Origin of the sequence: Haloarcula rara (genome assembly GCF_029338235.1) — an archaeon.
Classification (GTDB): Archaea; Halobacteriota; Halobacteria; order Halobacteriales; family Haloarculaceae; genus Haloarcula; species Haloarcula rara.
In genome coordinates this window covers 2,224,733-2,245,587 of sequence record NZ_CP119785.1, presented here as the reverse complement: position 1 = coordinate 2,245,587, position 20,855 = coordinate 2,224,733, and the positions used below count along the sequence as shown (strand labels likewise).

The following is a 20,855-nucleotide window of genomic DNA, read 5'->3' as shown; positions in this document are numbered from 1 at the left end:
CATGTCCAGACGGACCGGCGACCTGTTTCCGACGGACCTGCGGATAATCGCCCGCGACATCGGCTCGCTCCTGTTGATGGAGTCGGCGCTGATGGTCGTTACCGCGGTGATTTCGCTGGGCTTCCGGGAGTTCTACGCCGCGCTCGCGTTCGTCACGGCGGGCGGACTCACCGCCGGCGTCGGCGGGCTGGCGAACCGTCACTTCGCCGACGCCCCGGTGCCGGGGATGAAACACGGGATGGTCATCGCCGCCGGCGGCTGGTTCATGGTGGCGACGTTCGGGGCGCTCCCGTTCTTCCTGACCGCGTGGCTGACCCCACCCGAGGTGATGGCGACGTTCGTTCCGGCCGGGACGGACACGAGCGCGTGGGAGCCGATCAGCGTCGGCGGCACGACGACCGTCTCCAGTCTGGCGTACTTCCGGAACCCGCTGCACGCCGTCTTCGAGAGCATGAGCGGCTGGACCGGCAGCGGCCTGACGATGGCCATCCACGAGCCCTCCCTGCCCCGCGCCATCCAGTGGTGGCGCTCGTTCATCCAGTGGGTCGGCGGCGTCGGCGTCATCGTCCTGACGGTCTCGATTCTCGCCCGCCCAGGGAGCGGGAGCTACGCCCTCTACCGCAGCGAGGCCCGCGAGGAGAAGATACACCCCAGCATCGTCTCCACCGTCCGGACGGTGTGGAAACTCGTCGTCGGCTACACCCTGGTCGCGTTCCTGTTGCTGTTCTGGGCCATCAACGAAAGCGACTACGGCAGCCAGCTCCCGCTGTGGGAGACCGCCTGGCAGGCGCTCAACCACGCGATGACCGGGCTGACGACCGGCGGGTTCTCCGTGACGGACAACTCCATCGCGACCTACGACTCCCCGCTGGTCGAACTCGTCCTCCTGCCCATCATGATACTGGGGGCCATCGCCTTCCCGGTCCACTATCTGGTGCTCCACGACCGGGAGTGGCGTCAGCTCGTCGGCGACCTCCAGACGCGCTGGCTGTTCGTCCTGCTCGGACTCGGCGTCGTCGTCCTCTCCGCCCAGAACGCACTGACCGTCTCGGCGAGCGCCGACGCTTTCGCGACGCAGTCCTTTCTCCCCTTTTCGGTGCCGATGCTCAGTGCCGGACAGCTAGACGCCGTCCGGGACTCCACGTTCCAGTGGGTGAGCGCCCTCTCGTGTACGGGGTTCCAGTCGGCGCCCATCGGCCGCTGGGTCGCCGGCGGGAAGGTGATGGTGGTCGGCGCGATGACGCTGGGCGGGGCCGCCGGGTCGACCGTCGGCGGCATCAAGATAATACGGGGCTACACCGTCGTTCGCGGTATCATCTGGCAGTTCGCGCGCGTCTTCCTCCCGAAGAACGCAGTCGTCACTGCCCGCATCGACGGCCGCGTGCTCGACCAGTCGGAGATGGAACGGGAGTTCAGTGAGGCCGCTATCGTCACCATCCTGTGGGTGCTCCTCCTCGGCGTGAGCAGCCTCGTCCTCGTCAACGTCGCCGGGCCCGACTTCGGCTACGCCGACGCCCTCTTCGAGGTCGCAAGCGCCCAGGGCAACGTCGGCCTCTCCTCGGGCATCACCGGCCCGTCGATGCATCCGGCCGCCGAGACGATGTTCCTGTTCAACATGTGGATCGGCCGCCTGGAGATAATCCCGGTGCTCGTGTTCATCCGCTCGGCCATCTACGGACTCAACCCGCGATAGGGCGTATGACGGCCGCAGTCTCCGTCGCGTCGACGGCGGCTGACTTCTGGTTCGGAAACCCGGTATATATTGATATGGCCGATAGCGCCCACAGTGAACACACTCATTACGGAGAGTGCACGTACTGGACGGTATGAGCAGTTCATCCGACGAGGAAGACACGGACCTTCTCGCTCACGTCCTCCTCCCGGTCGCCAACGAAGACGACGCCCTGGCCACTGCCAGGGCGCTCGAACTGTACGACCCGGCACACGTGACCTCCCTCCACGTCGTTGAGAAGGGCGAGGGCGTCCCCGATAAGACACCGGTCGAACAGTCCGAGGAGATTGCCGAGGAATCGTACGCCGGCGTACGAACGGTGTTCCCCGACGCCGAAGACCACACCGCCTACGCGCGCAACGTCGTCGAGGCCATCTTCGACGCCGCCGACGAAGTCGGCGCCAGCGCTATCGCCTACCGCGCCCGGAGCGGCGGCCGCATCATGAAGTTCCTCTCGGGAGATATGTCGCTGAAGCTCGTCACGAACGCCGAGATTCCCGTCGTCGCCCTGCCGCGGGAGGACGCCGACGAATGACCGAGGAGGAACTCGCCAAGGACCTCGGGCTGGTCTCGGCGATGACCATCGGCATCGGGACGATGATCGGCGCCGGTATCTTCGTCCTGCCCGGCGTCGCCGTGAACGCCGACGGCGGGGCCGGTCCCATCGTCGTCGTCTCCTTCGTCGTCGGCGGGCTGATAGCGATGGTCAACGCGCTGTCGGTCTCGGAACTCGGGACCGCGATGCCCAAAGCCGGCGGCGGCTACTACTACATCAACAAGTCGCTGGGGCCGATGTTCGGCTCTATCGCCGGAATGGGCGACTGGATGGGACTTGCCTTCGCGTCTGCGTTCTACTGCATCGGCTTCGGCCAGTATCTGGCCGAGTTCGTCGGGCTCCCGACCATCGCCTTTCTGAATCCGATACAGGTCGGCGCGTTGCTCGCCGGGCTCGTCTTCGTCGCGGTCAACTACATCGGCGCCAAAGAGACCGGCGGCATCCAGACCATTATCGTCACCCTCCTGCTCGCGATTCTGACTGCCTTCGCCGTCGCGGGCTTTTTCTCCTTCGACTACGGGACCCTGAGCGGGTCTGACGGCCTCGCACCGTCCGGCACCGGCGCCATCCTCCCGGCGACGGCGCTCGTGTTCGTCTCCTTCCTGGGCTATGCGAAGATAGCCACCGTCGCCGAGGAACTCAAGAACCCGGGCCGGAACCTCCCCATCGCCATCATCGGCTCCGTCGCACTCGTCACCGTCATCTACGCCGTGCTCGTGTCGACGATGCTGGGCGTGGTTCCGTGGCCGGAGCTCAGCCAGGACGCGCCGGTCGCACAGGCCGCCGAAGTGGCGTTCCCCAGTTCTATCGGTCCGATAGGCGGTGTCGCCGCCGGCGCGGCCGCGGTGATGACCGTCGGCGCCCTGCTGGCGACGGCCTCCTCGGCCAACGCCTCCATCCTCGCGTCGGCCCGCATCAACTTCGCGATGGGCCGGGACAAGATTGTCACGAACTGGCTCAACGAGATTCACCCCAACTACGCGACCCCCTACCGGTCGATACTGGTCACCGGGGCGCTCATCATCGTCTTCATCGCCTTCCTCGGCCGGGACATCGAGGTGCTCGCGAAGGCCGCGAGCGTCCTCCATCTCATCGTCTATGCCCTGTTGAACGTGGGCCTCATCGTCTTCCGGGAGGCCGACGTCCCCGAGTACGACCCGGACTTCGAGGTCCCGTTCTACCCCGTCACCCCGATACTCGGGGCCGTCTTCTCGCTCGGACTCGTCGGGTTCATGGACGGGACGGAGATTGCGCTCTCGGGCGCGTTTGTGCTCGTTGCGGTCGTCTGGTACTTCGTCTACGCCCGCGGCAAGACCACACAGAAGGGCGTGCTGTCGGACTACATCCAGCGCCGCGAGGAGGAGCTGCCCGACCAGGTCGTAAGCGCCGCCGACGCCGTCGCGCCGGTGCCCGACGGCGGACAGTACCGCGTGATGGTGCCACTGGCCAATCCGGAGAACGAGAAAGAGCTCATCACGCTCGCCAGCGCCATCGCCAAACAGCGCGGCGGGAAAGTCGTCGCCACCCACATCGTCACCGTCCCGGACCAGACCGCACTCGCGGGCGCCGCCGAGCGGGCCGACGAGCTCGACGCGACCTCAGAACGGCTGCTAGAGAGCGCCCGCGAGGACGCCGAGACGTTCGGCGTCGAGGTCGAGACCCACACCATCGTCTCGCACAAGTCCTTCGAGGCCATCTTCGACGCCGCCCGGACCCACGGCGCGGACCAGGTCGTGATGGGGTGGGGGCCGGACGCCCACGGCTCGCCCGGTCGAGCCGAGTCGGCCCTGGACGAGCTCACCGAATCGCTTCCCTGTGACTTCCTGGTCTTTCGGGACCGCGGGTTCGACCCCTCGAAGATACTGGTGCCGACCGCCGGTGGCCCGGACTCAGAGCTGTCGGCGTCCGTGGCGAAGCTGCTACAGGCCGAGTACGACGCCGACGTGACGCTGCTCCACGTCGCCGCCGACGAGGACAACGGACAGCAGTTCCTCCAGGAGTGGGCGCTCGAACACGGGCTCGAAGACGCAGACCTCCGCATCGAGTCCGGCGACGTCGAGACGGCTATCGAGACGGCCGCCGAGGACGCGACGCTGCTCATCATCGGTGCCACCGAGGAGGGCCTGCTCCGCCGGCTCGTCTCCGGGTCGCTCGTGCTGGACGTCATCGACGAGGTTGCCTGTTCGGTGCTGCTGGCGGAGAAACACCGCGACCGCAGCCTGCTCGAACGACTGTTCTGAGCGGGGCTGGTCTCGAAGGCACGACGTCGGCGACGACGTGCCGCCCGTGGCACGGTCGGTACCGGGGCGGCCAACTCGGACAGCGGGAATCATTTTTATCTATCGCCGAGGAACGTGGGAGTAATCGACCATGGTGGACCTGCCCGACCGGTTATCCGATATCCAGCTCTCCCGGCGGGACCGGCTCGTCGCGTAGTACCTCACCGGGCTGGTGCTGCTGGTACTCGCCTACACCGCCACGTACAACGTCGCGCTGGCACGGCTCGAGGGGGTCGACCAGTCGATATTCGCGTCCTTCGAGTTCATCGTCCAGACGATGACCACGACCGGCTACGGCCAGGACTCGGGTATCTGGACCCACCCGCCGATGTTCCTCTTCGTCGCCGGGACGCAGATTTCCGGTATCGCACTCGGCTTTTTCACGCTCCGACTCATCATCATCCCGCTGTTTACCGGGGCCGAAGTAAACCTGGACAGCCGACTCACCCCGAAGCAAGACCACGTCATCATCTGTGAGTACCGCCGTGACTCGGCCGTGCTCCTAGACGAGTTACGGGAGCTCGGTATCGATTACGTCCTCATCTCATCGTCCGAAGCAAACGCGAAGGACCTCGCCGACGACGGCTACTCCGTCATCGACGGCTCGCCACAGGACGCGGCGTCGTTCGAACGAGCCAGCATCGACTCCGCACGGGCAGTCATCACGGACGCCGGCGACGCGAACGTCAGCACGATTCTGACGGTTCGGTCGATAGACCCCGACGTCGAAATCATCACCCTCACCGACGACAGCGATATGCGGGACGTCCTGCTCGAGACGGGCGCGGATAGCGTCCTGTCACCCCACGGTGTGCTCGGCCAGCGGCTCGCCGAGAAGGCCGTCTCCTCGTTCAGTTCGGAGCTGACCGACACCATCGACCTCGGCGGCGAGCTGGAGGTCACGGAGGTGCCGATTCAGCAGGGGAACCCGCTCATCGGGACCAGAATCCGCAACTCGAACATCAGAGAAGAGACGGGCGCGAACATAATCGGCGCGTGGATCGACGGCGAACTCCAGCTCCCGCCCGACCCGGACGCGATTATCCGGTCGAACACGGTGTTGCTCGTCTCCGGCCCACACGACGCCCTGGAGGCGTTCAGTGACTTCATCCAGCCGGCCCGCACACTCCGCAGACACGAGCGCATCGTCATCGCCGGACAGGGCGAGGTCGGCGAGGCCGCACTGGCGGTCGTCTCCGAGGCGGGGCTCGACGTCGTGACTATCGACGTCGAAGACGGCGACGACGTCGATATCGTCGGTGATGCGGGGTCAGACGAGGTACTGGGGGACGCCGGGGTGGAAACCGCCGGCGCTATCATCGTCGGCCTTCCCGACGACTCCGACTCGCTCCTGACGACCGTGCTGGCGCGGTCGCTGAACCCCGATATCGAGATACTCGCACGGGTGAGCGACACCGACGCGACACGGAAGGCGTTGAGTGCCGGCGCTGACTACGTCCTCTCGGTCCCCCAGGTGAGCGCCCGGATGGTCGCCATGGAGCTCCGGGGCGAGGACGTCCTCGCGCCAGCGAGTCAGATTCGGTTGCTCCGCGTCCCCGCGACACCGCTTTCGGGGTCGACACTCGCCGAGTCGGGCATCTACGAGAAGACCGGCTGTCGCGTCATCGCCGTCGAGGACGAGTCCGGGTTCACCAGCACGGTCGACCCCCAGCGGCGGTTCACCGGGGACGAACGAATCGTTCTCGTCGGCTCCGACGAGGCGGTCCAGCAGTTCAGGAAACAGTTCGACGTCACCCCGATGGAGCCGGAGGCCTGACGGGCCGAAATGTGGGCACACGTTGGGCCAGCGCCCCGTCTCGACGTCCGTCGACGACGGCAGGTCGAAAAGCGACGACCCGCCGCCGCAGTTCCACAGCGACGGCCAGTTTTCTCGAGCGGCCTCGTGCCCGATTATTAATCTGTGAAATGTGGACGCGACGCTTAAGACCCGCTTCATAGATATCCCAGTATGAGCGATAATCGCGGTAACGACCCGACGCCGGACGGTGGCGTGGTCGAGCCCCCGTCCGAGGACGAGGAGGGCGTGGACATCGAGGAGCTGTCCGACAGCGAGCTGCGTGCGAAGTTCCGGGAGGTCCAGAACGAGCGCGACCAGGCCCGGAATCGGGTCGAAGACCTCGAGGACACCGTCGAGGACCAGCAACACCGACTGTACGACCTCGAGGGGTCACTGGCCGAGCTCCAGGGCGTCGTCAACGCCAACGCCTCTGGCGACCTGACCCGCCGTGCAGATATCGACTCCAACGTCGACTCCGTCGTCGATTTCGTCTCCAGCTACAACCGGATGCTCGACGAGTGGAACACGATGCTCAAACAGGTCAAGGAGGTCAGCACGTCCGTCGACAAGTCTACCTCCGACGTCGAGCAGGAGGTCGAGAAGGTCGAACAGGAGGGCGAGCAGGTGAGCCAGTCGATAAGCGAGATCGCCGACGGCGCCCACGAACAGAACGAACACCTCCAGCAGGTCGGCGACGAGATGCGCTCGATTTCGGCGACCATCGAGGAGGTCGCGGCCTCGGCGACGGAGGTGGCAAACACCGCGGAAGACTCCGTCGAGAGCGGCGACAGCGCCCAGGAAGCCGCGACCAAGGCCATCGAGGACCTCGAGGCGATGGAGGACAAGACTGAGGAGATGGTCCAGCAGGTCGAACAGCTCTCTGACCTGATGAGCGACATCGAGGAGATTACCGAGTTTATCAACGACGTGGCTGACGACACGAACATGCTCGCGCTGAACGCCAACATCGAGGCGGCCCGTGCCGGCGAAGCGGGCGCGGGCTTTGCCGTCGTCGCCAACGAGGTCAAAGACCTGGCCAACGAGACCAAGGACGCGACCGACGAGATCAGCTCGACGGTCTCGGACGTTCGCGAACAGACCGAGACCACCGTCGAGAACATGTACGAGACCCAGGGCGTCGTCTCGCAGGCGAGCACGGCGGTGGACTCGACCATCGATGGGCTCGACGACGTGGTCCACATGATCGACCAGGTCAACTCCTCGATAAAGGAGATAGACGACGCGGTCGACCAGCAGGCCCAGACCACCCAGTCGGTCGTCTCGATGGTCGACGAGGTCAGCGCGGTCAGCGAGGAGACCACCGCAGAGGCGGAGACGGTCGCCGACGCCGCCGAGAGTCAGGCCGAATCGCTCACCGACGTCACCCAGGAGGTCGGTGTGATGTCCGAGCGGGCCGAGGAGCTGGGGTCGACGGCCGCGCAGTTCACGACCGGCGAGCGCCAGAAACACACGGTGTCGAAAGGCGACACCGTCGTCGACTTCTGGCATGCGATGGGCGGCTCGAAGTCTCTCCTCCTGCACGACTTCGCCCGTGAGTTCGAGGAGCGACACGGCTCGGTGCACTTCCGACTCTCCTCGCTGGGGAGCTACGACGGGGTCTTAGACGAGAGCCTGGCCGCTGCCGGGACCGAGGAGATGCCCGCTATCGCACAGATAAACGAGATCGGGAGCATGAAAGCTCGACTGAGCGGGGCGTTCAAGCCCGCCGAGCGTATCCTCTCGGAGGACTCGAAATCGTCACTGACCGACTCCGTCTCGGACTACTACACTGTCGACGGAGAGCTGCAGTCGGTCCCGTTCAACTCCTCGAACCCCGTGCTGTGTATCAACAAAGAGGCCTTCGAGGCCGCCGGCCTGAACCCGGAGAACCCGCCCGAGACCTTCGCCGAGGTCCGCGAGGCCAGCGAGCAACTCGTCAGCGCGGGCGTGGTCGACTACGGAATCACCTTCGCGAACTACTCCTGGTTCGTCGAGCAGTGGTTCGCCGAGGCCGGCCAGGAACTGGTCAACGAGCAGAACGGTCGGGCCGGCGTCCCCGACAAGGCCTACCTAGACAGCGAGTTCGGACAGGACTTCTTCCAGTGGTGGACCGACATGGAGGCCGACGGCCTCTACCACAACAGCGGTATCAAGGCCCGCGGCAAGGCCAAGAAGACGTTCCACGACCAGCGAGCCGCCATGCTCATCGGCTCGACGTCGTCGCTTGGCTCCATCGAGTCGGGCGCCGACTTCGGCCTGAAGACCGGCTACCTCCCCGTGCTCTCAGAGCGCAACGGCGTCCTCGTCGGCGGGGCGTCGCTGTGGATCGGCGACAACCTCGACCCGCAGGTCGAAGATGCCGCCGCGGAGTTCCTCGCGTGGCTGCTCGAGCCGGAACAGCAGGCCCGCTGGCACCGCGAGACCGGCTACTTCCCGGTCTGTGACGGTGCCGCCGACCTGCTGCGCAGCGAGGGCTGGTTCGAGGAGAACCCCCACTTCGCCACCGCCTTCGACCAGTTCCAGGAGTCCTCGGACACCCCCGCGACCAACGGCGCACAGATGGGGCCGTTCCCGGAGGTCCGTGGCATCATCGAACAAGCCCGCGCGGAGATGCCCGTCGGCGAGGACATCAGCGACGACCTGCGCGAGCTGAACAACGAGGTCGAAGCGGAGCTGTTCAGCTGGGAAGCCGGACAGTAGGCTGAAAACCACAGTTTGCTACGGGTTTTCCCGTGGTCAGGTGCGAGTTTTCATCCAAAGCTACCGGGAGAGCTATGCGTTCCACTGTCAGCCCGGACACGACTCCCCGGCGGCTTTGCTGAGCCCAGCGGTGGCGCGGGTCCCGTGTCGGCACGAACCGAACCCGAGATATCAAATTCCGGGGTGACCGATGCTTGAGAAGGTTCTGACCGGGTCGGAAGTCGTCTACGAGTGTCGACGGTGTGGCATCCGTCTCGTCGGACACGGTCCAGTGACCCCACTGTGGGACCGACAGTATCGCTTGCTGCAGAGTCAAGTAACTACCGTCGTGTCGGCGCCGTTCGTGTAGCCGGCAAGAACCCCGCTCGGCGCGCAGCTGCTCGACGGAAGAAACGACCGCAAAAAAGTCCTTCGAGACGGGTTATCCGAACATCTGGCGCATCATCGGGTGCATCTCCATGAGCTGCTCCTCGGCGATCTCCTCGTACAGCTTGTACGTGATAGAGACCGTCAGCAGCAGGCCCGTACCGGAGACGTTCCCGATGGTACCCATCATGTTGGCCATGACGGCCAACAGTCCGACGAGGGCACCGCCGATGACGGTGACCTGCGGGATGTACCGCTCCAGGACCTTCTCGATGACGCCGACGTTCTGGCGGAAGCCGGGAATCTGCATCCCGGAGTTGTGGATCTGCTTTGCCGTCGCCTCGGGACCCATGTCGGTGGTCTCGACCCAGAAGACGGCGAAGATACCGCCGCCGATTATCATGAACGTCAGGTCCACACCGATGCGGGCGAGTATCTGCCAGACCTCGTTCGTGGTCGTCCCCTGCAGGAACCACATCCAGTCACCGGGCGACTGGATGGGCGCCAGATAGTAGAACAGGCCACCAACCGGCTGGCCGGCGTTGTTGTAGGTGCCGACCCAGCCCGGCAGGTTCGCGACCTGCTGGTCGAGGATACGCCCCAGGAACTGGATGTTGGCCTGCAGCGCGCGGACGAGGATCATCGGCAGGACGCTGGCGTAGATGAGCTTCACGGGGAAGCGACCACGCGCGCCCTTGACCCGGGCGTTCGAGAGCGGAATCTCGACGCGGACCGACTCGGCGTAAACGACGATGGAGAAGATGAGCACCGTCGTTATCAAGGCGAGCAGCCGGCCACCACCGGGCGACAGGAACAGCGTCTGGATACCAGAGGCCGTAAACAGCGACCCGGTCGCCTGCTGGCCCGTGATGTACAGGTACCAGGTGTAGACGATGCCGTTCTGGTTACCGATGAAGGGGGTCGACAGCAGTCCACCCAGCAGTCGCTGGCTCACGCCGGCGACGATGAACAGCCCGATACCGGAGCCGACGCCCCACTTGGAGATGACCTCGTCCATGAACAGGATGAGGACACCGCCGACGAACATCTGGGCGAAGATGAGCGCCTGGATACCGGTCGTGCCGACGCCCAGCGACTGGGCGACCGCCGTGTCCGGCGGCAGGAAGTCCGCCGCGAACACCATCGGGATACCGGTCAGACAGATCATCACGATTACCAGCAGCTTCTGGAGGCCCTGGTAGAGGACCTGGTCACGCGGGTCGTCCTGCGTGTCCAACCCGAGCAGATTCGCCCCACCGAGCAACTGCAACACGATGGAGGCGGTGACGATGGGTCCGATACCCAGCTGCATGATACTCCCCTGGCCCGATGCCAGAATCGACCCGAATCGACCGAAAACCTGCTGGCTCGCGTCGATGTCGAGGCCGAACAGCTTCACGTTCGTCAGGAAGAAGTACAGAATCAACACGCCACCAGTCCAGGCGAGTTTGCGCTTGAACGGGACGTGTCCTTCCGGACGACGGACTGCCGGCATCCGCACGAGCAGTGGTTCGGCGGTGTCCTTCCAGCTCATTGTGTATCCTTATTCCTCGTCTTCCGCGTCGCCTTCGGTGTCGGCATCTGCCTGCCGTTCCTCACCGAAGTCCGTCAACTTTGCGGTGCCGCCCGCGTCCTCGACTTTCTCGATAGCGCCCGCCGAGAACTCGTCGGCGATGAGGGTGAGTTCGTTGCGGACCTGGCCCGCACCGAGTACCTTCACCACGTCGGCGTCGTCGGCGTCGTCGACGACCTCGCGGGCGTCGATGATGTAACCGTCGCCGGCCTCCTCGGCGAGTCCGTCGGCCGCGTACAGCACGGCGTTCTCGTCGAGCTCGCGGACGTCGACCGTTGCGACCTCTTCCTTTACCTGCTCGGGTCGCTTGAAGCCGCTCTTGCCCAGCGGCTCGTAGTTGTGGAACTCGTGCTTGTCGCGGCCGGCGGCCCCGCGACCACCGCGGTGACCGGCGCCGCGTCGGTTCTTGTGCGAGCCGCCACCGTGCGTGCGCGAGCCGCGCTGTCGTCGTTTCTTGCTCGTCATTATCGCATCGCCTCCAGGAGCGCGTCGATGCCCTCGGTGTCGTGTCGCCCGAGTTCACCGCCCTCTTTGGTCGGGTGTTTGATGCCGTCGTGGCCGCCACGCGGCGGGTGCAGACGGAGTGTGGGGGAGAGACCCTGCTCCTGCAGCGTCGTCTCCTCGGAGACCAGCGCCCAGGCCAGTCCCTCGATGTCGTCGAACTCGGTGTTTGCTGCGACCCACTCGTCGTCGACGTCGGCGTCGCCCTCGGCGGGTTCGGCACGCGTCGAAAGCAGGAGCTCGATGGTCTCCTGGCTGGGTTCACCGAAGGCCACGAAGTCGTTGACCTTCGACACCATGCCGTTGTACGCGTCCGTGTCGGGGACGAGCGTACAGTGGTTGACGTGGTGGATGTTCAGCATCTTCAGCGTGTCGTGGATGTCCGTATCCATGTTCACGTCGCCGCGAATCTGGACGAGTGCTTGCATCACTCGATCACCTCACGTTTCTCGAAGGTACGCTCGGGGACACGGGCTTCGGCCGTGTTCTGGAGCGCGTTGAACGTCGCCTTCGCGAAGTTGACCGTGGTTCGCGTGTTACCCGACGAGCGGGTCCAGATGTCCTCGATACCGGCGAGTTCGAGCACCTTGCGGACGGTCTCCCCGCCCGCAAGTCCCAGCCCGCGCGGGGCGGGCTGGAGCTCGACCTCGACGCTCCCGGCCTTGCCCTCGGTGCGCAGCGCGACCGTGTGCGGACGGCCACAGCCACACTCCCAGGACCCACAGCCGCGGGAGACGTCGATGATGTTCAGTTTGGCCACGTCGATGGCCTTCTGGATGGCACCGCCGACCTGGTCGTCACGCCCTTCCGCGTAGCCGACCAGCCCGTCGCGGTTGCCGACTGCGACGACACAGCGGAACTTCACTCGCCGGCCGGAGTCGGTCATCCGCTGGACCATGTTGATGTCCAGCACTTCGTCTTCCAGATCGGGAACGAGCTGGTCGACGACTTCCGATTCTTTCAGGGGAAGCCCGGAGTTGAGCGCCTCCTGCATGGAGTCGATCTCGCCTTCGACAACCTGCTTGCCGAGGCGTGTGCGGGGTTCCCAGCCGTTGTTACCACTCATAGTTCGATGTCACCTTCCAGTAGGGTCTCCCGGGTCTCATCGAAGTGCTCCGGGAGGTCTGCAGCGTCGAAGTCCCCGCTGTACAGCGGTTCGTCCAGCTGCTCGGCGTACTCGGCGATGTGGCTACCGCGCGTGCGCTGCCAGTCGGCGAGCACGTCGTCGTTGTGGGGGATTTCCAGGCCGGCGTCGATTGCGCCTTCCTGTATTGCGAATACTTTGCTTCCGGGGGTCGGGGTGTTGAGGCCGATGTCGAGCACCGCTTCCTCGACGCCAGCGTCGAGCGCGCGAAGACCTGCGAGCAGCCCGGTGAGGTAGGCCGCGGGCATGTTGCCCGTCGGCGCCTCCCAGCCGTACTCCTCGAGGTCACCGGACTCTGCTGCCGCCAGCGTGCGGTCGCCGTCTGGTCCGAGAGTCACCAGCTGCGCCCTGGTGTGCTTGTTGCTCTTTCGAGCGACAAGGCGGGGCTTGCCGGATTTCAGCAGGCGCAACCGCTGATGGTAATCCGTTCGGGCCTCGCGGCGTCGCCGCATCGGCACCTTGTATCGTGGTCCTGTCGCCATTATGCGTCACCGTGGTTTGCTTCGATGAATCGTTCGAGGTCGGCGACACTGTCGAACTCGCCACCGCCGGCCTTGTCGTACAGGTCGCGGTAGACGGACTTCGACAGCGTGCCGTCGTCACGCAGTTCGCGCAGCTTCTTGCGCTGTGCGCGGATGCGTGATTCCCAGTTTTTCTTCTCGTTCTGTCGGGCCCCGGCCTTGCCCTTCCGGGAACCGGCTCCCTTCTGGTGGCCGTAGGCCTGCTTTGCCTTGCGCTCGCGAGCGCGACCGCGGGAGTTGCCCTTCTTGTCTTTGGCCGTGATGGCACCTTCCTCGACCAGCTCGCGAACGTCCTCGCGAGTGATGGCGTCGGCGATGTCACCCTGGCGGTCGGGGTTGAACCAGACGCGGTCCTTCCCGACGTCGAGGATGTCCGATGCGAGTCGCTTCTGTGCGGACAGATCCGTCATTCTTCGTTCACCTCGACTTCGACGTAGGTGGGGTTGAGCACGCGGACGCCCGCGTCCTCGGCTTCCTCCTCGATGCGCTCGCGCTTGCGAGCGCCGACCTTCGAGGCGATTCGGACGGCCTCGACGTCGCCGTCGACGCCCTCCAGGTCGTCCACGTTGTGGACGCGGACTTCCTCGAAGCCCGAAGGGTGTTTGCCGCGGACCGCCTTCGGCGTTCGGAAGCCGGCTTCGACGGTAGCGCCCTTGCCCTTGATACCGCGGCGCTGTTTCGAGAGGTCGCCGCGTGGCTTGCGCCAGGACGTCGGGACGCGCTTTTTCTTGTGGTGGTCCTGTCGGTTGAACTGCGGGCCACCGACGCGGTGTCGCTGGGCCAGCTGTCGGGCCGTCTCGTCGTCGAGGTCCGGCGTCTTGTCGGCGAGACCGCGGGGCTGGAGCTCCGTCTCCACGTCCTCGGCCTCGTCCTCTTCCTCGCCTTCCTCTTCGACCTCGGCCTCCGTCTCGGTCTCGACTTCGAGACCGCCGACGTCTGCCTTGATTCGGGCCGCCAGCGCGTTGCCGACGCCGTCGGCCTCGGCCAGTTCGGACTGGTCGGCCGCACGGACGTCGTCGACCGTCTGGAAGCCAGCCTCGCGGAGCGAGTCCGCTTTGGCCTCACCGACGCCGCTGATGTCGGTCAGTTCCTCGGCTTCGACTGTCTCGTCGTTGGATTCGTCATCTGCCATCAGGCGTCACCTCGGGAGGGTTTCTGGGTGATGTACACCCCGTCCTGGAACACACGCACGTCCTTGTCGTTGATGCGTGTGAGCTGTTCGATGTCCGCGGCGGTCTGGCCGACGGCCTCGATGTCGGGGCCGGTGACGGTCAGCTCCTCGCCGTCGACCGACACGTCGGTGTCACCGTGGACGGTGGTCCGACGGGCGGCCTTCTCGCCGAGGAAGTTCTCGATGACGACGTCGTCGCCTTCGACGTTAACCTGCATCGGGAAGTGAGAGTAGAAGACTTCCATCTCGTACTCCCACCCCTCGATGACGCCGTGGAACATGTTCTCTATGTGGCTCTCGAAGGTCCCGATGGTCGACATCGTCTTGGCGTCGTCCTCGTCGGACTCGACCGCGACGACGTCGTCCGCGACTGTGACGTCGATGTCGGGATACCAGAGCCGACGTGTGACGCTCCCGTTGGGACCCTCGACCGTGAGGTCGAGATGGTCCTGGGAGACGGACACGTCCTCCGGAATCTCCAGTTCTACTCGTGGCATTGTTAGTACACGTACGCGATTACTTGGCCACCGACGCCTTCCTCACGAGCCTCGTAGTGGCTCATGATGCCGTGGCTGGTCGTCACGACGAGGGTCCCGTAGTCACGGGCGGGGAGGAACCGCTTCTCCCACTTTTCGAACTCGTCTGCGCCCGCAGAGTAGCGGGGCTTGACCGGGCCACACTCGTTGATGGCTCCTTTCAGTTCGACCTCGAACTCACCGGCTTTGCCGTCGTCGACGAAGCTGAATCCGTCGATGTACCCGCGGTCGTAGAAGACCTCGAGCACGCTACCGATCTCGTTCGAGGCGGGCGATACCGTCTGCTCCAGATGCCCGACGCTCTCGGCGTTGTTGAGTGCCGACAGTGCGTTGGCGAATGGGTCGTTTCCTGTCATGGTTAGCTGTACTTCTTGAAGCCCATGCCCCGGGAAATCTCCCGGAAGCACTGGCGACACAGCCAGATGTCGTACTTGCCGACGAGTCCCTGCTCGCGCCCGCAGCGCTGGCAGGACTCGAGCTGGCCGGTACGCTCGTCGTTGGCCTGTTGGGTTTCACTTTCGCTCATTCGCTCACCTCCACGTCGAAGGTCGACTCGATGAACGCGGTCGCGTCCTCGGGGTTGAGTCGATGGTTCGACGGAATCGAACGGGACGCCTTGTCCCGCTTGGCGACGCGGTAGCCCGGGCGGACGAGGTTGACCGTGACGTCCAGCCCGTAGATTCCGATGCTCGGGTCGTACTCCTGGCTCGGGAACTCCGTGTGCTCCTCGATACCGAAGCTGAAGTTGCCGGTGTCGTCGAACTGGCTCTCTGCCAGGTCGGCAAGCGGCAAGGCGGTCTCGAGGAACTCCTCGGCGGCCTCGTCACGCAGCGTGACCTTCGCGCCGATTGGGTCGCCCTGGCGGATGTCGAACTCGCCGACGGTCCGCTTTGCCGTCGTCCGAACCGGGCTCTGGCCGGTAATCTCGCCGATGATGTCCTCGGCGTTGGCCAGGTCGCGGCCACCGTGGCCGATACCCATGTGGACGACGACCTTCTCGATGCTCGGTTCGCGCATCTCGTGGAAGTCGGCCGACTCAGTTTCCGAGCTCATTCGTCATCACCCTCGCTCGCGGTTTCACCGCTCGCGTTTTCCGATGCCGTTCCGGCATCGCCAGTGAAGTTCTCGTCGATGACGACGACGTACTCCTCGACCGTCTCGAAGCCCTCGCCCTCGTCCTGTTCGACGAGCACGTTATTCTGGGCCGAGCCGGGGGTGACCTGAATCTCGTCGACCGTGCCAATCTCGCCCGCGTGGGCACCGTCGACGGCGGTGACGAGCGCGCCCTCTTCGTACTCGAAGTGGGCGATTATCTCGCTGGTCTCGTTGTCGACGACGACGGAGTCGCCTCCGGAGTAGTCGTCGGCGTCCTCGACGATGAGCGTCTCACCGTCGTGGAGACCGAGCTGGACGTCGCCGCCGGCGACGTGGGTCTTGTTGACGATCTTCCCGAGCTTGGACTCGGCGGCGTCGGCCTCGATGGCCGTCAGCGCCAGTCGACCGCCCTCGCCGGGGAAGACGCGGTAGTACTCCTCTCGCTCGGTGAAGGCCATGATGTCGAACATCCCGACGGGCCGTTCCTCGTCGGAGACCGCCTTCCCGTTGATGAGGACGTTGTCCTCGTTGAGCGCGTAGCGCGCTTCCTTGCGGTTGTCGGCGTAGCCCAGCACGTCCCGCAGGACGATGAGGAGGGGGACCCCCGACTCACCGTGCGGGCCGGCGCCGGCCTTGACCGTAAACGTTGCCGTCTTGCGCTCGACGGGCCAGCTGTTTGGCACCGACAGGCGTTTCTGATGCTTGCTCATGCGGTATCATCCTCCGATTCGAGACGCTCCACACGTCGGTCGTCCTCGGTGTTCAGGTCCGTGACCCGGACGTTCGAGGTGTCGAGCGGGCGGGGAACTTCCTCGCCGTCGGTGGTCTCTAAGGTGACGTCTTCCACGTGGATGACGGCATCCGAGAGGTCGACGGTGAGGACCTCGCCCGACTCGCCGGCGTAGTCGCCACGGAGCACCTCGACGGTGTCCCCGGCGTTGACGCGGACGTTTCGCTGGTCGTACTCCTCGCGGAGGTCCTCGGCCAGCGTGGCCCGCACCTGCTTGTGTCGCTCGTGCAGCGGCGCGTCTCGTTGACTCGTTCGCTGTTTGTCTGGTTGCGTTGTCATGGTTCTATACGATCATCGTCGCTGCGGAGGCGACACTCCCGAACCGTTCCGCGACTTCCCGCGAGATGGGACCCTTGAGTTCGGTCCCGCGCGGGTCCTCGTTCTCGTCTACGATGACAGCCGCGTTGTCTTCGAACTTGACGCGGGTGCCGTCGGGACGGCGGATGGGTTTGCGCTGGCGGACGACGACGGCTTCGAGCACCTGGCGACGCATTTCGGGCGTCCCCTTGGTGACCGAGACCGTGATCTTGTCGCCCAGTCCCGCCTTCGGGTGGCGGTTCTTCGTCCCCGAGTAGCCGTGGACGGAGATGACTTTCAGCTGGCGTGCGCCAGTGTTGTCGGCACACGTGATCAGCGAACCCTTCTCCAGGCCCTGGGTGACGTCGGCGTTCATTGCCTCCATTATTGCTCACCGTCCTCGACAGCCACAACGACGTGGCTCTTCGTCTTCGAGAGCGGTCGACACTCTGCTATCGTGACCGTGTCACCGACCGCGAGGTCGAGACATTCGGGTGCGTGAGCCGGGACGCGGCTCCGCCGCTTCATAAAGCGGTCGTATTTGGGCACCTTCACGTCGTACTCGCGTTCGACGACGACAGTCTTCTCCATGTCAGTGGAAGCGACCTCTCCGTCCAGTGTCTGGCCCCGCACGGATAGCTCTCCGTGGAAGGGGCAGTTCTGGTCGGAACAGGCCGTCTCCGGTTCCTGTACGTTCAGTCCTAGCGCCATTTGGAATCACCTGCGTTCGCTGTGCGTCGAGCGGGACGGTCGACGAGGCGCTCGCCCTCCACCCGGACACGCGTTCGCGGCTCGTCGCCGCTCACGGTTGTCGAGGCGCTTCGCGCCTCGCTCTGTCCAGATGGAAGGTCGAACGCGAACGTCGCGCTGTCCTTCGGCACGTGCCACACCCGAGTGTCTCCCTCGACAGTCAGCAGCTGCGTCGTCTCCATGACGACGCTGCCGCTGATACCGATGGCGTCCGGGTTGGACGCCGCGACGACCTCGACGTCGAGGCCGACGAGTTCGTGTCGTGTGAGCGTCTCGGGTGTCAGTGGCATTATTCGTCCTCCGACTGGAGGTCGCCTTCTTCGCCCTGAATCGTCTTGATTCGGGCGATGGCCTTCTTCAGTTCCTTGATGCGGCCCGGGTTGTCCGGGGCGCCACCCGCCGCCAGCGTGGCGCGGGAATTGAGCAGCTCCGTCTTGAGATCATCGAGCTCCGCCGCTCGCTCGGCGGGAGTCATGTCTCGGATCTCCTGGACGTGGAGGACGGCCATTACTGCTCAGCCTCCTCTTCGTCGGCGTCGGCGGACTTGTCGTCCGCCTCGTCCATCTCGTCCATGAGCTCTTCCGCTTCGGCCTCGACGTCCTCGTCGAGCTCCTCGTCGACGGCCTCTTCGAGTTCGTCGACGTCGACATCCTCGACGTCCTCGTCGGTAGGCACGTCGACCGCTTCCTCGATGACTTCCTCGTCGGGAGCAGCGTCGTCGGTTGCCTCGGCAGCAGCGGCCTCATCGGCCGCTTCCTCGGCCTCGGTAGCCTCTTCGGGCTCGCCTTCGAGCAGCTCCTCGACGCTTTCCCCGTCCGTGTCGGCAACGTAGTCCTCGACCTCGGCGTCGTCGTAGACCTCGAAGTCGTCGGGGAGTTCCGCCTCCGGCGGGATGATCTTCACCTGGACACCGATGGTGCCCAGCTTCATCACCGCGACGCCGACGCCGCTGTCGACGATGTCCTCGGCGGGTTCGCCGTTGTGCTTGATGTAGCCGCGGTTGAACTTCTCCACGCGCGAGCGGGCGCCCGTGACCTTCCCGGAGAGGACGATCTCAGCACCGAGCGCACCGGACTCCATGATGCGGTCGATGGTGGTGTGGCCGGCCTTGCGGAAGTACCAGCCACGTTCGAGGGCGTTGCCCAGGCGGTCCGCGACGATGCGGGCGTTGAGGTCCGGCTCCTCGACTTCCTGGACGTCGACCTGCGGGTCGTCGAGGTCGAACCGCTCCTCGAGTTCCGTCGTGATCTTCCGGATGTTCTTCCCGCCCTTGCCGATGACCATTCCTGGCTTCTCGGCTTTGAGGACGATCTGGGTACCCATCGGCGTCTTGGCGACGTCCATGCCGCCGTAGCCGGCGCGACCGAGTTCGTCCGCGAAGAACTCGTCGATCTGGGTCCGCTGGAGGCCGTCCTCGATGAACTGCTGTTCGTCGGCCATTAGCCTTCGACCTCCTCGAGGATGAGTTCGACGTCGACCTGCGTGGAGTTCCACGCGGACGCGCGACCCATCGCACGCGGTTTGCGACCCTGTGATTCGCCGACCTTGTGGGCGGCGACGTGCATTATCTCCATGGCCTCACCGTCGAAGCCCTGGTGGTCGGCGTTGCCGATAGCGTTCTCGAGCAGGTCCTGGAAGGCCTCGCTGGCCTTCTTCGGGAAGCGACCGGCGTCCCACCCGTCGACCTTCGACTTGTGGCCGACACCGGAGTTGTGCTGTTTGAACGCGACCGGCTGGTCGCCGGCGATAACGCTATCGAGGAACTCGACGGCCTCGCCGGCCGTCTTGCCCTTGATTTCGCGGGCGATAGCCTTGCTGTGCTTGAAGCTCATCTGCCGCTCCCGAAGCATCGCTTTCGCGGTGGCGTCCGGGTCGGCGTCGACTGAGTAGCTGATTCCCATGATTACTTGAGCGGTACGAATTTCGAGGAGCGTGTCGCCCCGATACCGGCCTGACCGTGTTCGACCGAGCTGCGGGTGAGCTGGAACTCACCGAGGTAGTGGCCGAGCATCTCGGGCTCGACTTTCACGCGCTCGAACTCCTGACCGTTGTGGACGGCGAAGGTGAGGTCGACCATCACCGGCAGCACCGGCATATCGCGCAGGTGCGTCCGGATGGGGTTGTTGGCCGTTTCCTCCTCCTCGGCGTCGCGGGCCTTTGCGAGGAGCTTCTGCTTTTCCTCGGTCAGACCGCGTTCGATACTTCGCCGCTGGCGAGCGGGGAGCAGTTCCGCGACTTCCTCGAGCTCCATGTCCTGCAGCTCGTCGAGCGTGTGGCCTCGGAAGGTAAACTCTCCCTCGTGGCCGATCTGGTATTCCGAACTCATTTGTCACTCCCTCGGCCGGTCCGCTTCGAGGCGATGTCCCCGACTTTCCGGCCAGGCGGTGCGTTGCGGGAGATGGACTTGGGCTTGCCCGGGTGCTGTCGGCCACCGCCACCGAAGGGGTGGTCGACGGCGTTCATCGCGACACCACGGACGCGTGGGTACTTCGTCCCGCGGGCTTTCATCTTGTGGTGCTTCTTGCCGGCCTTGACGAACGGCTTGTCCGTCCGGCCGCCACCGGCGACGACGCCGATGGTCGCACGGCACTGCGGATCCAGTCGCTTCATCTCCCCGGAGGGGAGCTTCACGACCGCGACGTTGCGGTCGTGGGTGAGCAGCGTGGCGTTGACGCCCGACGAGCGGGCGAAACGGCCACCGTCACCGGGGCTGGACTCGACGTTACACACCGGCACACCCTCGGGAATCTCCGCGAGCGGGAGCGTGTTCCCGGGGGCGATTTCGGCGCTGACGCCGACCTGCAGTTCGTCGCCCACGCCCACGCCTTCCGGCGCGAGCACGAGGCGGTGGTCGCCGTCCTCGAACTCGACGGCCGCGACGGGCGCCGAGCGGGCCGGGTCGTGTTCGATGTCGACGACTTCGCCGGCGATGACGTCGCCGTCTTCGACTTTACGGTGCTCCAGATCTGCTTTGTAGCGGTGGGAGGGCGCCCGGAACGTGGACGTCCCGCGACCGCGTCGTTGTCCCTGAATTCGTCGTCCCATG

The 20,855-nt window shown here is 65.1% G+C and carries 26 protein-coding genes; 5 read left to right on the top strand and 21 right to left on the bottom strand.

Features of this window, described 5'->3' with window-relative positions; all coding sequences use genetic code 11:
- Position 1: 1 nt before the first annotated feature.
- The 5 genes from P1K32_RS11925 (at position 2) to P1K32_RS11905 (ending at position 9,065) form a co-directional block, all read left to right on the top strand.
- Complete coding sequence (locus tag P1K32_RS11925; protein WP_276249948.1) at positions 2 to 1,693, top strand: potassium transporter TrkG; 1,692 nt, start codon at positions 2 to 4, stop codon at positions 1,691 to 1,693.
- 133 nt (positions 1,694 to 1,826) lie between these two features.
- Entirely contained in the window at positions 1,827 to 2,267 is a 441-nt protein-coding gene (locus P1K32_RS11920) for a universal stress protein (protein ID WP_276249947.1), read from the top strand.
- Positions 2,264 to 4,528 carry an amino acid permease gene (locus P1K32_RS11915; protein WP_276249946.1) on the top strand — a complete coding sequence of 755 codons (2,265 nt, stop codon included), beginning with the start codon at positions 2,264 to 2,266 and terminating at the stop codon, positions 4,526 to 4,528. The genes P1K32_RS11920 and P1K32_RS11915 overlap by 4 nt, the downstream gene beginning before the upstream one ends.
- Before the next feature lie 211 nt (positions 4,529 to 4,739).
- Entirely contained in the window at positions 4,740 to 6,344 is a 1,605-nt protein-coding gene (locus P1K32_RS11910) for an NAD-binding protein (RefSeq protein ID WP_276249945.1), read from the top strand.
- Positions 6,345 to 6,536: 192 nt separating this feature from the next.
- Entirely contained in the window at positions 6,537 to 9,065 is a 2,529-nt protein-coding gene (locus P1K32_RS11905) for an extracellular solute-binding protein (RefSeq protein WP_276249944.1), read from the top strand.
- A 421-nt stretch (positions 9,066 to 9,486) separates the two neighbouring features.
- On the opposite strand, the gene secY is transcribed toward P1K32_RS11905, so the two are convergent.
- The 21 genes from secY to P1K32_RS11800 are packed head-to-tail and all read right to left on the bottom strand — an operon-like array spanning position 9,487 to position 20,854.
- Positions 9,487 to 10,965 carry a preprotein translocase subunit SecY gene (gene secY, locus P1K32_RS11900; protein WP_276249943.1) on the bottom strand — a complete coding sequence of 493 codons (1,479 nt, stop codon included), beginning with the start codon at positions 10,963 to 10,965 and terminating at the stop codon, positions 9,487 to 9,489.
- Positions 10,966 to 10,974: 9 nt separating this feature from the next.
- Complete coding sequence (locus P1K32_RS11895) at positions 10,975 to 11,469, bottom strand: uL15m family ribosomal protein (RefSeq protein ID WP_276249942.1); 495 nt, start codon at positions 11,467 to 11,469, stop codon at positions 10,975 to 10,977.
- Positions 11,469 to 11,933 carry a 50S ribosomal protein L30 gene (rpmD, locus tag P1K32_RS11890; protein ID WP_276249941.1) on the bottom strand — a complete coding sequence of 155 codons (465 nt, stop codon included), beginning with the start codon at positions 11,931 to 11,933 and terminating at the stop codon, positions 11,469 to 11,471. Before rpmD ends, P1K32_RS11895 begins: the two co-directional genes overlap by 1 nt.
- Positions 11,933 to 12,571: a 30S ribosomal protein S5 gene (locus tag P1K32_RS11885; RefSeq protein WP_220589145.1), complete on the bottom strand. Its 639-nt coding sequence runs from the start codon at positions 12,569 to 12,571 to the stop codon at positions 11,933 to 11,935. Before P1K32_RS11885 ends, rpmD begins: the two co-directional genes overlap by 1 nt.
- Positions 12,568 to 13,131, bottom strand: coding sequence for a 50S ribosomal protein L18 (locus P1K32_RS11880; protein ID WP_276249940.1), 564 nt, complete (start codon positions 13,129 to 13,131; stop codon positions 12,568 to 12,570). The genes P1K32_RS11885 and P1K32_RS11880 overlap by 4 nt, the downstream gene beginning before the upstream one ends.
- Entirely contained in the window at positions 13,131 to 13,580 is a 450-nt protein-coding gene (locus P1K32_RS11875; protein WP_276249939.1) for a 50S ribosomal protein L19e, read from the bottom strand. The genes P1K32_RS11880 and P1K32_RS11875 overlap by 1 nt, the downstream gene beginning before the upstream one ends.
- Complete coding sequence (locus P1K32_RS11870; RefSeq protein ID WP_276249938.1) at positions 13,577 to 14,302, bottom strand: 50S ribosomal protein L32e; 726 nt, start codon at positions 14,300 to 14,302, stop codon at positions 13,577 to 13,579. The genes P1K32_RS11875 and P1K32_RS11870 overlap by 4 nt, the downstream gene beginning before the upstream one ends.
- Positions 14,302 to 14,838 carry a 50S ribosomal protein L6 gene (locus P1K32_RS11865; protein WP_276249937.1) on the bottom strand — a complete coding sequence of 179 codons (537 nt, stop codon included), beginning with the start codon at positions 14,836 to 14,838 and terminating at the stop codon, positions 14,302 to 14,304. Before P1K32_RS11865 ends, P1K32_RS11870 begins: the two co-directional genes overlap by 1 nt.
- A gap of 2 nt (positions 14,839 to 14,840) precedes the next feature.
- A complete protein-coding gene (locus P1K32_RS11860; RefSeq protein WP_220589140.1) occupies positions 14,841 to 15,233 on the bottom strand; it encodes a 30S ribosomal protein S8 in 393 nt (130 codons plus the stop codon).
- 2 nt (positions 15,234 to 15,235) lie between these two features.
- Positions 15,236 to 15,403, bottom strand: coding sequence for a 30S ribosomal protein S14 (locus P1K32_RS11855; protein WP_220589139.1), 168 nt, complete (start codon positions 15,401 to 15,403; stop codon positions 15,236 to 15,238).
- Positions 15,400 to 15,930: a 50S ribosomal protein L5 gene (locus tag P1K32_RS11850; protein ID WP_276249936.1), complete on the bottom strand. Its 531-nt coding sequence runs from the start codon at positions 15,928 to 15,930 to the stop codon at positions 15,400 to 15,402. The genes P1K32_RS11855 and P1K32_RS11850 overlap by 4 nt, the downstream gene beginning before the upstream one ends.
- Complete coding sequence (locus P1K32_RS11845) at positions 15,927 to 16,682, bottom strand: 30S ribosomal protein S4e (protein WP_276249935.1); 756 nt, start codon at positions 16,680 to 16,682, stop codon at positions 15,927 to 15,929. Before P1K32_RS11845 ends, P1K32_RS11850 begins: the two co-directional genes overlap by 4 nt.
- Positions 16,679 to 17,041 carry a 50S ribosomal protein L24 gene (gene rplX, locus P1K32_RS11840; RefSeq protein ID WP_276249934.1) on the bottom strand — a complete coding sequence of 121 codons (363 nt, stop codon included), beginning with the start codon at positions 17,039 to 17,041 and terminating at the stop codon, positions 16,679 to 16,681. Before rplX ends, P1K32_RS11845 begins: the two co-directional genes overlap by 4 nt.
- A 4-nt stretch (positions 17,042 to 17,045) precedes the next feature.
- The gene (locus P1K32_RS11835) at positions 17,046 to 17,444 is read right to left on the bottom strand and encodes a 50S ribosomal protein L14 (protein WP_220589135.1); all 399 of its coding nucleotides are present in this window, start codon (positions 17,442 to 17,444) and stop codon (positions 17,046 to 17,048) included.
- Positions 17,444 to 17,770, bottom strand: coding sequence for a 30S ribosomal protein S17 (locus P1K32_RS11830; RefSeq protein WP_276249933.1), 327 nt, complete (start codon positions 17,768 to 17,770; stop codon positions 17,444 to 17,446). The genes P1K32_RS11835 and P1K32_RS11830 overlap by 1 nt, the downstream gene beginning before the upstream one ends.
- Positions 17,761 to 18,099 carry a ribonuclease P protein component 1 gene (locus P1K32_RS11825; protein ID WP_276249932.1) on the bottom strand — a complete coding sequence of 113 codons (339 nt, stop codon included), beginning with the start codon at positions 18,097 to 18,099 and terminating at the stop codon, positions 17,761 to 17,763. Before P1K32_RS11825 ends, P1K32_RS11830 begins: the two co-directional genes overlap by 10 nt.
- The gene (gene rpmC / locus P1K32_RS11820) at positions 18,099 to 18,317 is read right to left on the bottom strand and encodes a 50S ribosomal protein L29 (RefSeq protein ID WP_276249931.1); all 219 of its coding nucleotides are present in this window, start codon (positions 18,315 to 18,317) and stop codon (positions 18,099 to 18,101) included. Before rpmC ends, P1K32_RS11825 begins: the two co-directional genes overlap by 1 nt.
- Positions 18,317 to 19,249: a 30S ribosomal protein S3 gene (locus tag P1K32_RS11815; RefSeq protein ID WP_276249930.1), complete on the bottom strand. Its 933-nt coding sequence runs from the start codon at positions 19,247 to 19,249 to the stop codon at positions 18,317 to 18,319. The genes rpmC and P1K32_RS11815 overlap by 1 nt, the downstream gene beginning before the upstream one ends.
- On the bottom strand, positions 19,249 to 19,710 hold the full coding sequence (locus P1K32_RS11810) for a 50S ribosomal protein L22 (protein ID WP_220589130.1): 462 nt from the start codon (positions 19,708 to 19,710) through the stop codon (positions 19,249 to 19,251). Before P1K32_RS11810 ends, P1K32_RS11815 begins: the two co-directional genes overlap by 1 nt.
- Positions 19,711 to 19,712: 2 nt before the next feature.
- Positions 19,713 to 20,135 carry a 30S ribosomal protein S19 gene (locus P1K32_RS11805; RefSeq protein WP_276249929.1) on the bottom strand — a complete coding sequence of 141 codons (423 nt, stop codon included), beginning with the start codon at positions 20,133 to 20,135 and terminating at the stop codon, positions 19,713 to 19,715.
- Positions 20,132 to 20,854 carry a 50S ribosomal protein L2 gene (locus tag P1K32_RS11800; RefSeq protein ID WP_276249928.1) on the bottom strand — a complete coding sequence of 241 codons (723 nt, stop codon included), beginning with the start codon at positions 20,852 to 20,854 and terminating at the stop codon, positions 20,132 to 20,134. Before P1K32_RS11800 ends, P1K32_RS11805 begins: the two co-directional genes overlap by 4 nt.
- Position 20,855: the final 1 nt, after the last annotated feature.